Origin of the sequence: Pseudomonas sp. Pseusp11 (genome assembly GCF_047304405.1) — a bacterium.
Taxonomy (GTDB): domain Bacteria; phylum Pseudomonadota; class Gammaproteobacteria; order Pseudomonadales; family Pseudomonadaceae; genus Aquipseudomonas.
The window spans coordinates 20,917-33,032 of the sequence record NZ_JBGLZF010000007.1; the positions used below are offsets into that span (position 1 = coordinate 20,917).

The window sequence follows — 12,116 nt, forward strand, 5'->3', positions numbered from 1 at the left end:
GGCAGTTTTTGCAGCTACCCGCCTCGGCATATCAAAAAATGTAAGGCTTAGGCCTAACCGCTGGCACCGGCAATTTCACCGATGGAGCGAGAAGTGGTTTGCAACGCGTTCGAGAATATTCCTGAAACAGCCCCCTCATTGGCCAGTTGGCGGCGCAACGTCGACTTCCCAGGTTCAGGTGTTGGGCGAAGTAGCCACCGCCCAGTCTCTCCGGGGTGCCCATTACCAGCTGCTACACGCGTTCCCATAGTGGATCGTTACGATCCATCATCAGAGCTCCGGTCAGGCCGCTAATGCCCAGACTCAGAAGTACCGCTTCCCCATAGTGTGTGTGTGTAGTGCAACCGCCATCCGTTGGCGAACACTGGCAATCTAAACTGCCGGGGCAGCTCGACTGTTTTCTTTTCTCAGTCGAACAGCAAATCGCCAAGCTCTAAAACACCGGCCAATGACCGATAGCCCGCGCGTGGCTGTTATCTAACGGCGCAGCATCATTCCTGTTTGCGGGCGGTACGCCAAGCGTCGAGGGAAACTGGACGATCGCTGGGACCATCCCTAACCAGGCACATTTAGCCCTATTAGGCGCCGACTTCGTTTTCTAACCTGCCAATGCCGGAAATCTCGATGGTCACTACATCACCCCGCTTTAGGAAACGAGGAGGACTAAAGCCAATACCCACACCTTCGGGCGTACCAGTAGCGATGATGTCGCCAGGCAATAGCGTGATACCTGCGGAGATCGTCTCGATCAGCGTTGGGATGTCAAAGATCAGGTCGCGGGTGTTGGCGCTCTGGCGCAGTTCGCCGTTGACCCAGCACCGAAGGTCGAGGTTACCGCCGTCAATCTCATCGGCGGTTACAGCCACTGGCCCCAGCGGGCCGAAGGTGTCGAAGGACTTACTTAGGTGCCATTGCTTATGACGCTTCTGCCAGTCGCGGGCAGTCACGTCATTGAGGATGGTGTACCCCCAGACATGGCGCATTGCGTCGGCCTTGGAAATTCCGCGTCCACCTTCACCGATGATGACGGCCAGCTCGGCTTCGTAGTCAAGCGCATCGCTAACACCCTCCGCATCCCAGATACGATCACCATGTGCGACGACTGCTTCCGGCGTCTTGGAGAAAACAATCGGACTCGTCGGGATTGCATCAGCCACGGATTGGCCGGCATCGAAGCCACTCTTGGTGAACTCCTGCGCATGGTTGGTGTAGTTTTTACCCACGCAGAACAGATTGCGGGCGGGCTTCGGAATCGGTGCGAGCAGCCGTATCGATGCCATATCTAGCGCCGGACCGTCAGCTTTTAGCGAGGTCAGCGGTAAGGCGCTGCCTATCAACTCGACCAGATCGGATACTGCCCCTCCATCAGGATAGGACAGCGGTACTACTGCATCATTGGCGACAAGCTGCGCGACGCGCGTATGACCTGCTTCATCTCGTAAGGTGAGAAGTTTCATTTTGAAGCGTTCCTGTTTTGTTGGTTTATTGCATCGCTAGGTGATTTCCGAGTCGCACACCCAAGCCGTTAATGACAATGTGCATTTCATATCTCTTCACGGAGCCCAGGCCTCACTGTTGTTTCAGCCCATAGTCTTGAGTAACGCGAACAGTTGACTGCGAAAGTTGATACCTAATCGTTCGAAGGCTCGATTACGGTAAGTCTTCACAGTACTTTCCTTGATTCCCAGATCAGCGGCGATACCGGCATGGTTCATACCTCGAAGCAGGCGGCTGCAGACTTCCAACTCTTGCTTGGTGAGACCAGAGCAATGCTGGAGTAACTGCTGGCGATAATCGGCGGCACGGTTCAAGCCGATTAACGCAAGGTGACCACGCAGCAGTTGCAGTAATGCAGGGTTGAGGGCTTCGCACATCTGCAGCTCGCGGTCGGTGAAGAAACCCTGATCACGGTGACGGTAAAGGCTAAACAGCACGGGTCGCTCCTGTTCGTCCAAGTACACGCTCGATAGCCGTTCACTTATGCCGTGGCGTGGGTAGATTGCTTCCCGGTACGGCATGAACCGTATGTCCTGGGCCAGCAGGTGACCGATTCTCCCTGGGGCTGCCCGCAACGGCTCGAACAAAGGGTCGTGGCAATAGTAGCGCTCGATATAGGCCTGGCCACAGCTCAGCACCACACCGGTATCCTGATGGCGAGTACCGACAGCCAGCAACCGCGGCCGTTCGCCGGCCATGCGCAGAACGGAGAAATGTTGACAGTCCACCCACGGGCCAAGGCACCCCAGCAGTGCCTTAGGGAAGCTCTCCGTACCCAAGGTGCAGGCCAGCTCATTGAAATGATGGATTTCCTGAGGTAAAGCTGAAGTCTGCGGGGTGCTGAGACGAATCATGGCGGTCGTCCAGATCATTATCGTTGTAGTCGAATCGGGCGACTTAAGCACACCCACATAGTTAACCTATTAACGATAAACGACAATCTTCCATTTTGTCCACCTCTAGGGGGACCACCCCGCCACGCGCTCACTCATAAACTGACGCGGACAACGACTGGGGTTATCCATGGACCTTCACTTCTGAACCTGAGCGTCACCCACCACGCCGCTGAAACCAAGGACCTCGCACTCATCAAATTGCGCACAGATGATGGCTGACTACCACCACGGGTTCCGAAGGCTTCACCCTGCACTTGCGCCCCAGTGGTCGAAGCATCGAGGTAACCCCGCAGAAAAGCCTTCTTGGAACCCTCAAGGCCCACTACTTCGGGCCGGCATCTACGGCAACTGCGAGACCGGTGTCTGCGCCAGGCTGCCGGAATACCGCAACCTGATTCTCTCAGACGCAGCCCAATGACCTACGTCGCACAAGCCCTGAGCGAAGCATGAAACTGGATCTCTGACCTACCACGAACTCCTGAAGGTGCCTGCTAATGTCACTCCCAACCAGCAACCTGATCACCAACGCCCGCAAGACCAGCGACCCCATGGCCAACCGCGATACACCGTTTATCTACAACGAGTGGTACGTCGCAGCCTTCGACCAAGAAGTAGGCCGCAACTTGCTGGCACGTCGCTTGCTGGACCGTCGGGTGGTTATGTACCGGACCCAAAACGGCGAACCGGTTGCGCTGGAGGACCGTTGCGCCCACCGCTCGTTCCCCTTGTCACGTAGTCATCTGGACGGCGACAGCATCGTCTGTGGTTACCATGGTTTCCGCTACGACCAGGCCGGCGACCTGACACAGGTGCCATCACAAAAGAACTGCCCGCGCGGTATCGGTATACGCCGCTATCCATTGGTACGCCAGGGGCCCCTACTGTGGATTTGGCTGGGCGAGGAGACTCTCGCCGATACCGGGCGTATCCCACGTCAAGACTGGGTTGACGACCCTGCCTGGGCCTGCACCTCCGGTTACTTCCATCATCCGGGCAACTACATCAGCCTGCATGAGAATCTCATGGATCTGACCCACCTGAGCTTCCTACATGCCAACACTATTGGCACTCCGGACTATGCCAGCTCGCCCTACAAGCTCGATCTCAAGGAAGGCCACTACACGCTTATCCGCGAAGTAGTGCCTACCATCCTTTCGCCTGTTTGGGGCAAGACAACCGGGCTGGAGGGCTGCGCGACGGCAGCGCGCATTGCCACTTCAGAGTTTCTATCTCCGGCCCTGCACCGGGTCAGCGTGACGTTCTACGACAGCGCCCAACCGGACGAGTGCCGCGAGCAGTTCCACATTCGCACCGCGCACATCCTTACCCCGGAAACCACCAATAGTCTGCATTACTTCATCATCCATGGCCGCGACTTCGCCCAGAACGATGAAGCCCTCGGCAAGTTCATGCATGAGCAGTTGTTCGCGGCCTTCAACGAGGATGTCGAGGGTCTCGGCGCTTTGGAGACGGCGCTCAACGACCGCAATGAGCAACATTACGAAATATCCGTGGCCAGCGATGCGCCCGCCGTGGCCACCCGCATCTACCTGAAGAAACGCGCCGATGCCGAACGAGAACTGCGCAACCGCGAAGTTGGCTGAAACGTCTGCCATCCCATAACAGCTGCGTCGGGTGACGAGTGCGTACGTCCTTCAAATGGGCATTACGGATCATGCCCATTGAGCGATGCCGTCTGGATCAAACTCATAAATCACCACCGTAACGGTCCGAGCAACACACCTTGGAACTCTTCGATTGTTCTTCGTACTTGCGATTCAGGCTCCGGCTACAAGCCAATCGCAAATTCCTTTTCGGAGATTCTCGCCTGAAGAACCTTCGCTTGAATCTGAAGGGCATCCCGAAGGCGTTCAGTACGAGATTGCAGCTTTGCCGCATCAGCAGTTGCTCGTGACGTGGTTGAGCGAAGGCATAGTCGCAAGAACTTGGAAAGTCGGGCTTACCAGCTCTGCGCCCATAGTGATTGGAAAACGGGCCGTAGAACAACATGCCTGCACACCGATCGGCGAAACGACTCCGATGGCGATCTGAACACTGGCTATGTTAGCCAGAAGATCACAGGGAGTCAGAGGCGGGCTCGACAAGCGCTATTTATGGGCAAGGGGGGTGAAAGCAACAAGGGTGGCGAGTAATAGGATCAGGCGTTCAAGTTGGAAAAATGGACATGAAGGTTTCACGACAAGGTCATACGGCAGCATAACGACAACATTGTTAACGATATACCCGAGTCAAATCTCAATCAGGCTTGGCCAGTCAACGATCACGGCTTGATATTTTTCAGCTCATTGAGCAAGGCCAGCAGTTGCTCCATTTTTTCCGCGCCAAACTGTTCCTGAATTTTGAGGTAGTTGCTTTCCATGCCTTCGCTCATGGAGACGAAGCATTGTTGGCCCCGCTCTGTGAGTGCGACGAAAACACGCCGTTGATCCTGGCTGGACTTCTGCCGACGTACGAGACCGTCCCGCTCCAAACGTCCCAAAACTCCAGTCATACTCGGCTTGAGAATGCATGCCTGTTGTGCAAGTTGATAGATCTCGAGCTCACCTTGCTGGCGCAGAATCCGAATGACACGCCACTGTTGTTCCGTCAGGTCATGCTTGTTGAGTGCTGGCCGGAAGAATGCCATTGCGGCTTCACGGGCTTGCAATAAGGTCAGTGTCAGTGAAGGTCTGGGATTAGCCATAATCGAACTACTTGAATGGACGAGTCGGCAGCTTAGTGTCGCCAGGCTATCGGCGCAAGCTATCGACCAAGGCTCGCTTGCTCTCTTGTCGGCCGTGTCCACGAAGTGATTTCAGTTGCACATCGCCTGGTAGTGACACCCTGTGAAAAGTGCAATCCGTTCCCCCGAAAAGACATTTTGTCACGCCGCCCCTGTGGCCATGATGAGCAGCATAAGAACAAGACTACGACGAGAGGAGCGATGCGCTGCTCAATGCAAACCCGATTGCCGCAGACGATATTCCCCAGGAGTCACCTGAGCATATCGCAGGAAGAACCGACTGAAATAGGCCGGGTCCTTGAAGCCCAGCTGGTAGCAGATTTCGTTGGCCGAACTGCCGGTGAACAGCAACAGGCGCTTGGCCTCCTGCATCATTCGCTCGAGGATCAGCCGTTTCGACGGCAGGTCGGCAATCCGCCGGCAGACGTCGTTGAGGCGTGCTTCGGTAACACCGATGCTGTCGGCATAGCGCGACAGTGGCCAGTGCTGCAAGTAATGGTCTTCGATCAACTCGTTGAAGCGGTGGAAGATTCGCAAGTCCTCATGGCGAGCCGGGCGGGCTTCCAGGGAGTTGGCGCAGAGTCTGAGCAGACTGATCATGATCAATCGCGTCAAGCTGTCCATTGCCGAACCTCGTCCAGGCCCCTTGGCGTTGATCTCGCTGCACAGCTCTTCGAACAGAAATTCGAGCCTGCGGATCTCCGGGTGAAACTGCGGTGCGAGCCGAGCCAGCGCGACGCAAGCTGCCGGCAACTGCGAACCGGGTGCCAGGCTCGGATCAGCATCGATCAACTGCCAGACCAATTGCTGACGCACCGTCAGCACATGGCCGTCAGCATCCGCTTCAGTAACGAAGGAATGGGCCACCGTTGGGGGGGTGAGGAAAAACATCGGCCCCGATTCGAGGTACTGCTGGTCATCCAGATAGACCCGCACCGCGCCGCTCTTCACGTAGTGCACCTGGAAGAACCGGTCGTGTCGATGCACCGGCATGTTGCGGCCGAAGAATTCAGCCAGGTTGCCGAGTTTGTCGTAGTGCACTTCGGCATCGCTGTAACGCTGGTCGTAGACCTGACCGATGTTGATATTGGGGATCGGCTGACGATCGATCATCGCTCGGTTCTCTTTCTTGTTTGGGTGTTGGCAGTGCTAGGACTTTCATCCTGCGCCGGTTTCAGACAGCTAACCACTGGCAGAGGATTTTGCCATGCTTGACGATAGTTAACATATTAATTATAACGTTAATAGGTTAACGATTATTTCGCGAAGCAGTCACTGCTCCGCCACTGCCAGGAGAAAAGCATGAGCCGTGCCCTGCATGATGTTGCGAACGGCACCCTGTTCGGCGTTGCGCTGAACTATCAAGGGTTGCTGAACCAACGTATCGCCGAATTCGAACAAGCGCCGTACCAGAAACCGCCGGTCAAGCCGGTGCTGTTCATCAAGACGCCCAATACCCGCAATGGCCATGACCTCGCCGTGGTTTATCCGCACGGTGAACGTCTGCAACCGGGCCCTGCACTGGGTGTGGTGATCGGCAAAAGCGCCAGCCGGGTCAGCATCGAAAATGCACTGGAGCATGTGGCCGGCTACACCATCGTCAATGAGTTCAGCCTGCCGGAAGACAGCTATTACCGCCCAGCGGTTAAAGCCAAGTGCCGCGACGGCTTCTGCTCACTGGGCCCGGAACTGGTGGCCCGTGACCAGGTCGCCAACCCGCATCAGTTGAGCCTGAAACTGTTCGTCAACGGTGAACTGCGCCAGGAAAGCTCCACGGCCAACTTTGTCCGCAATATTCCCCAACTGATCGCCGAGATCAGCGAATTCATGACCCTCCACGAAGGCGATGTGTTGATCACCGGCACCCCTGAAGGCCGGGTCGATGTTCTGCCCGGCGACATCGTCGAAGTTGAAATCAGCGGCCTGGGTCGCCTCGTCAACCGCATTGTGGCCGAGTAACAGGAGCTTCCATGAAACACGCCCGTATCCGCTTTGAAGGTGAAGTCCACCTCGTCCATGTCGAGGAGCACAATGCCGTGCGCCTGGCCGACGGCCGCCTGCTGGCCGAAGATCAGGTCGAGTGGCTGCCACCGGCCACCGGCAGCATGTTCGCCCTAGGCCTGAACTACGCCGACCACGCCGCCGAACTGGCCTTCAAGCCGCCGACCGAGCCCCTGGCATTCATCAAGTCCCCCGGCACCTACACCGGTCACAACCAGACTACCTGGCGCCCGGACAACGTCGCCTACATGCACTACGAGTGCGAGCTGGTCGCCGTCATCGGCAAGCCCGCGCGCAACGTCAAGCGTGAAGACGCCCTCGAGTACCTGGCCGGCTACACGGTGTGCAACGACTACGCGATCCGTGACTACCTGGAAAATTACTACCGCCCCAACCTGCGAGTGAAGAACCGCGATGCCACGACCCCGGTCGGCCCGTGGATCGTCGACGTCGCCGATGTGGCGGATCCGAGCAACCTGAAGTTGCGCACCTGGATCAACGGCGAACTGCGTCAGGAAGGCTCGACCTCGGACATGATTTTCGACATCCCGTACCTGATCGAATACCTGTCCAGCTTCATGACCCTGCAACCGGGCGACATGATCGCCACCGGCACGCCGGAAGGCTTGGCCGATGTGGTGCCTGGAGATGAAGTGATCGTGGAAGTCGAGGGCGTCGGTCGCCTGGTCAATCGAATTGTCAGTGAGGCGGAATTTTTCTCCGCCCGTAAAGAGGCTTGAGCAACATGATCAAACACTGGATTAACGGCCGTGAGGTCGAAAGCAAAGACGTTTTTGTCAACTACAACCCGGCCACCGGCGAAGCGATCGGCGAAGTCGCCAGCGGCGGTGCTGAAGAAGTCGCTCGGGCTGTGGCTGCGGCCAAGGAAGCCTTCCCCCAGTGGGCCAACACCCCGGCGAAAGAGCGTGCCCGACTGATGCGCAAGCTCGGTGAACTTATCGCACAGAATGTTCCGCACCTGGCCGAGCTGGAAACCCTGGACACCGGCCTGCCGATCCATCAAACCAAGAACGTGTTGATTCCACGTGCCTCGGACAACTTCGACTTTTTCGCCGAAGTCTGCACCCGCATGGACGGTCATAGCTATCCGGTCGACGACCAGATGCTCAACTACACCCTGTATCAACCGGTGGGAGTGTGTGGCCTGGTGTCGCCGTGGAACGTGCCTTTCATGACAGCGACCTGGAAGACTGCCCCCTGCCTCGCACTCGGCAATACGGCAGTGCTGAAGATGTCTGAGCTGTCTCCGCTGACCGCCAATGAATTGGGGCGCCTGGCTGTTGAAGCCGGCATTCCAAACGGTGTCCTGAACGTGATTCAGGGCTATGGCGCGACTGCCGGCGATGCGCTGGTTCGCCACCCGGATGTGCGGGCGATATCCTTCACCGGCGGCACCGCCACCGGCAAGAAAATCATGCAGACCGCCGGCCTGAAAAAGTACTCCATGGAACTCGGCGGCAAGTCGCCGGTGTTGATCTTTGAAGATGCGGACCTTGAGCGGGCCCTCGACGCGGCGCTGTTCACCATCTTCTCGCTGAACGGCGAACGCTGCACCGCCGGTAGCCGGATCTTCATCCAGGAAAGCGTCTACCCGGCCTTCGTCGCCGAGTTCGCCGCTCGTGCCAAACGCCTGATCGTCGGCGATCCGCAAGACCCGAAAACCCAGGTAGGCTCGATGATCACACAGGCCCACTACGACAAGGTCACCGGCTACATCAAGATCGGTATTGAAGAAGGCGCCACCCTCCTCGCTGGTGGTCTTGACCGTCCGGCGAACTTGCCTGCACACCTGAGTAAAGGCCAGTTTATCCAACCGACGGTGTTCGCCGACGTGAATAACAAGATGCGCATCGCCCAGGAAGAAATCTTTGGTCCGGTGGTGTGCCTGATTCCGTTCAAGGACGAAGCCGAAGCCCTGCAATTGGCCAACGATACTGAGTACGGCCTGGCGTCCTACATCTGGACTCAGGACATCGGCAAGGCCCATCGCCTGGCCCGTGGTATCGAAGCCGGCATGGTGTTCATCAACAGTCAGAACGTGCGTGATTTGCGTCAGCCATTCGGCGGTGTGAAAGGTTCCGGTACAGGTCGTGAAGGCGGTCAGTACAGCTTCGAAGTGTTCGCCGAGATCAAGAACGTCTGCATTTCCATGGGCAGTCACCACATCCCGCGCTGGGGACTATGAGCAGCCGATAGCCGCCGCTGAAGGCTGCGATGGGGCGCGCATCGGCTCGTCGCAGTCTTCGCTGTCCATTGAATTGAACCAACAAGAATAACTTCAGGAGAATCATCATGGGCGAAGTCGTTCTGGCAGCAAAAGTCTGCCATGTACCGTCGATGTATCTGTCCGAACTGCCGGGAAAACACCACGGTTGCCGTGCTGCCGCTATCGCCGGACATAAGGAAATAGGCCGTCGTGCGCGAGAATTGGGTGCCGACACCGCCGTCGTGTTCGACGTGCACTGGCTGGTGAACAGCGGCTACCACGTGAACAACGGTGAGCACTTCAGTGGTGTTTACACGAGCAATGAACTACCGCATTTCATCAAGGACATGGTTTACCACTACCCGGGCTGCCCGGAACTTGGCGAGCTTATCGCAGAGGAAGCCAACGCTGCCGGTGTGCGAACTCTGTCCCACAACATCCCGAGTCTGGAATTGGAATACGGCACCCTGGTGCCGATGCGCTACATGCACATGGATGTACCTGCCGCCGAAAAACTCAAGGTGATTTCCATCGCGGCCTGGTGTGCCTGGCATCGTCTGGAAGACAGCTTCGCATTCGGTGCCGCCGTGCGCCGAGCCATCGAGAAGAGTGATCGCAAGGTACTGGTATTGGCATCCGGCTCGCTGTCTCACCGTTTCTCGAATGATCGCGAAGCGGAAGCCAATATTCACAACTGGACTCGCGAATTCGATAAACAGATGGACCTGCACGTGGTCGAGATGTGGAAGCAAGGCCGCTTCAAGGAGTTCTGCGCAATGCTTCCTGATTACGCTGAGCACTGCTTCGGCGAAGGCAAGATGCACGACACCGCCATGCTCCTCGGCCTGCTGGGCGGCCCGGACTATAACAATCCGGTCGAAGTTCTCACAGAACCCTTCGGCAGCTCCGGCACCGGTCAAATCAACGCCATCTTCCCGCTCTGAATTTCGCTTAAGCGGCCGGGAAGCGCCCGCCGCTCGACACAGCCAACTACCAGGAGGGCACGATGCCGCATTTTATTGCCGAATACACTGACAACATCGAGCAACAAGCCGACTTGCCGGGCCTGTTTGAAAAAGTTCACGCAACACTAGGCGCCAGCGATGTATTTCCGCTGGGGGGTATCCGTAGCCGCGGAGTTCGACTGGACACGTGGCGCATGGCCGACGGCAAACACGATTACGCCTTCGTCCACATGACGCTGAAGGTAGGACACGGCCGCGACTTGGCAACACGTCAACAGGTCGCGGAAAAACTGTTCGGAGTCATTACCGCCCACTTTGCGACGCTACAGGCAGAACGTCTGCTGGCGCTGTCGTTTGAAATGATCGAGTTGCACCCCGAGCTGAATTTCAAGCTCAACAACGTCCATGCCTTTCTCAAGCAACAGGCGAACTAAGAAGCTCCTTACCCCATTGGCCTCTCTCACAAAAAGTACAACATCATGAGCATAGCCACTTCCGCTACACAGTCCTTGAGCGACGCCGCAACGTCGACCCACCGCACGGTGACCTGGCGGCTGATGCCACTGCTGCTGGTGTGTTACCTGTTCGCTCATCTTGACCGGATAAATATTGGTTTTGCCAAGATGCAGATGGGCACCGACCTGCACTTCAGCGACACCGTCTACGGATTTGGTGCCGGCCTGTTCTTTGTGGCGTACGCGATGTTCGGTGTACCCAGCAACATAGCCCTGGATCGCATTGGGCCACGGCGCTGGATCGCTTTGTTGATGGTCGTTTGGGGAACCTTGTCGACCAGCATGCTGTTGATCGAAAACGCTGAAGGTTTCTACGCGCTGCGCTTCTTGCTAGGAGTCGCCGAGGCTGGATTTTTCCCAGGTATTTTGGTGTACCTCAACCGCTGGTATCCGGCCAGTAGACGCGCGCAGGTAACCGCGTTGTTCGCCATTGCCGTGCCTTTGGCCGGGGTTGTTGGTGGCCCTCTATCGGGCGGTATCCTGCAAGGCTTTCATGATTTTGGTGGCCTACGTGGTTGGCAGTGGATGTTCCTTATTGAAGGGGCGCCAGTCGTACTTCTCGGCTTGCTGGTACTCAAGATGTTGCCCGACGACTACGAGTCTGTGCGTTGGCTGAGCAACGAACAGAAAGACCAACTGCGCAACCAACTGGCTAGCGAAGAGAAACGCAAATCCATCATCTCGTTCTACGGAATCCTACGAGATCCGCAGGTCTGGCTGCTGGTGGGTATTTACTGCGCAGTCATGTTGGCGGTCAACACGCTCGCATTCTGGATGCCTACCTTGATTCACAGCTCCGGGATTGGAAGTGATGGCAAGGTCGGTCTGCTCAGTGCCCTGCCCTATCTGGCAGGCTGCGGTTTCATGATCGCCTGCGGGCGTTCATCGGATCGACGTCGCGAACGCCGGTGGCATTTGAGTGTGCCATTGCTGATGTCTGCCCTTGGTATCGCCGTAGCCGGCCTGATGCCGGGTGATCCGGTCATCGTAATTGGCGGGTTGGTGATTGCCGGTATGGGGGCCAGCGCGGCGCTGCCAATGTTCTGGCAGTTACCTCCCGCGTTCCTGTCAAACAGTACCCAGGCGGCTGGCATCGCCTTGATCAGTTCTCTGGGAAGTATTGCCTCGTTCCTGACACCCAACCTGATCGGCTGGATGCGAGATACCACGCACAGCGCCAGTCTCGCCCTCTATGTACTCGCAGCGTTGATCGTCGTCGGCGCCCTACTCGTACTGCGCACTCCCGCCGCAGTCGTCAATCCTCATTAAGAG

Annotated in this window: 12 protein-coding genes; 8 read left to right on the plus strand and 4 right to left on the minus strand. The window is 57.2% G+C overall.

The features are described from left to right. Positions 1 to 578 precede the first annotated feature (578 nt). Both ACCC96_RS07705 and ACCC96_RS07710 read right to left on the minus strand, forming a co-directional pair. On the minus strand, positions 579 to 1,457 hold the full coding sequence (locus ACCC96_RS07705; RefSeq protein WP_413695388.1) for a fumarylacetoacetate hydrolase family protein: 879 nt from the start codon (positions 1,455 to 1,457) through the stop codon (positions 579 to 581). 123 nt (positions 1,458 to 1,580) lie between these two features. Then, positions 1,581 to 2,351, minus strand: a complete 771-nt coding sequence (locus ACCC96_RS07710) for a helix-turn-helix transcriptional regulator (protein ID WP_413695389.1) — start codon at positions 2,349 to 2,351, stop codon at positions 1,581 to 1,583. A gap of 536 nt (positions 2,352 to 2,887) precedes the next feature. Between ACCC96_RS07710 and ACCC96_RS07715 the strand changes: the two genes are divergently transcribed. Together ACCC96_RS07715 and ACCC96_RS07720 are read left to right on the plus strand one after the other, a co-directional pair. Beyond that, positions 2,888 to 3,997 carry a Rieske 2Fe-2S domain-containing protein gene (locus tag ACCC96_RS07715; protein WP_413695390.1) on the plus strand — a complete coding sequence of 370 codons (1,110 nt, stop codon included), beginning with the start codon at positions 2,888 to 2,890 and terminating at the stop codon, positions 3,995 to 3,997. A gap of 154 nt (positions 3,998 to 4,151) precedes the next feature. Beyond that, the gene (locus ACCC96_RS07720; protein ID WP_413695391.1) at positions 4,152 to 4,445 is read left to right on the plus strand and encodes a hypothetical protein; all 294 of its coding nucleotides are present in this window, start codon (positions 4,152 to 4,154) and stop codon (positions 4,443 to 4,445) included. Between the two features lie 229 nt (positions 4,446 to 4,674). Here ACCC96_RS07720 and hpaR read toward each other — a convergent pair whose 3' ends face one another. Both hpaR and hpaA read right to left on the minus strand, forming a co-directional pair. Continuing rightward, positions 4,675 to 5,097, minus strand: coding sequence for a homoprotocatechuate degradation operon regulator HpaR (hpaR, locus tag ACCC96_RS07725; protein WP_413695392.1), 423 nt, complete (start codon positions 5,095 to 5,097; stop codon positions 4,675 to 4,677). Positions 5,098 to 5,346: 249 nt separating this feature from the next. Further along, positions 5,347 to 6,249 (minus strand): 4-hydroxyphenylacetate catabolism regulatory protein HpaA, encoded by a 903-nt coding sequence (hpaA, locus tag ACCC96_RS07730; RefSeq protein ID WP_413695393.1) that lies wholly within the window; start codon positions 6,247 to 6,249, stop codon positions 5,347 to 5,349. A gap of 189 nt (positions 6,250 to 6,438) precedes the next feature. On the opposite strand from hpaA, the gene ACCC96_RS07735 reads away from it, so the two are divergent. From ACCC96_RS07735 to ACCC96_RS07760, 6 genes are all read left to right on the plus strand, one after another. Continuing rightward, on the plus strand, positions 6,439 to 7,095 hold the full coding sequence (locus ACCC96_RS07735; protein ID WP_413695394.1) for a fumarylacetoacetate hydrolase family protein: 657 nt from the start codon (positions 6,439 to 6,441) through the stop codon (positions 7,093 to 7,095). Positions 7,096 to 7,106: 11 nt separating this feature from the next. After that, on the plus strand, positions 7,107 to 7,877 hold the full coding sequence (locus ACCC96_RS07740; protein WP_413695395.1) for a fumarylacetoacetate hydrolase family protein: 771 nt from the start codon (positions 7,107 to 7,109) through the stop codon (positions 7,875 to 7,877). Between the two features lie 5 nt (positions 7,878 to 7,882). After that, a complete protein-coding gene (hpaE, locus tag ACCC96_RS07745) occupies positions 7,883 to 9,343 on the plus strand; it encodes a 5-carboxymethyl-2-hydroxymuconate semialdehyde dehydrogenase (protein WP_413695396.1) in 1,461 nt (486 codons plus the stop codon). 107 nt (positions 9,344 to 9,450) lie between these two features. Next, positions 9,451 to 10,308, plus strand: coding sequence for a 3,4-dihydroxyphenylacetate 2,3-dioxygenase (gene hpaD / locus ACCC96_RS07750; protein ID WP_413695397.1), 858 nt, complete (start codon positions 9,451 to 9,453; stop codon positions 10,306 to 10,308). Between the two features lie 62 nt (positions 10,309 to 10,370). Beyond that, on the plus strand, positions 10,371 to 10,763 hold the full coding sequence (locus ACCC96_RS07755) for a 5-carboxymethyl-2-hydroxymuconate isomerase (RefSeq protein WP_413695398.1): 393 nt from the start codon (positions 10,371 to 10,373) through the stop codon (positions 10,761 to 10,763). A gap of 45 nt (positions 10,764 to 10,808) precedes the next feature. Beyond that, positions 10,809 to 12,113, plus strand: a complete 1,305-nt coding sequence (locus tag ACCC96_RS07760; RefSeq protein ID WP_413695399.1) for an MFS transporter — start codon at positions 10,809 to 10,811, stop codon at positions 12,111 to 12,113. Positions 12,114 to 12,116: the final 3 nt, after the last annotated feature.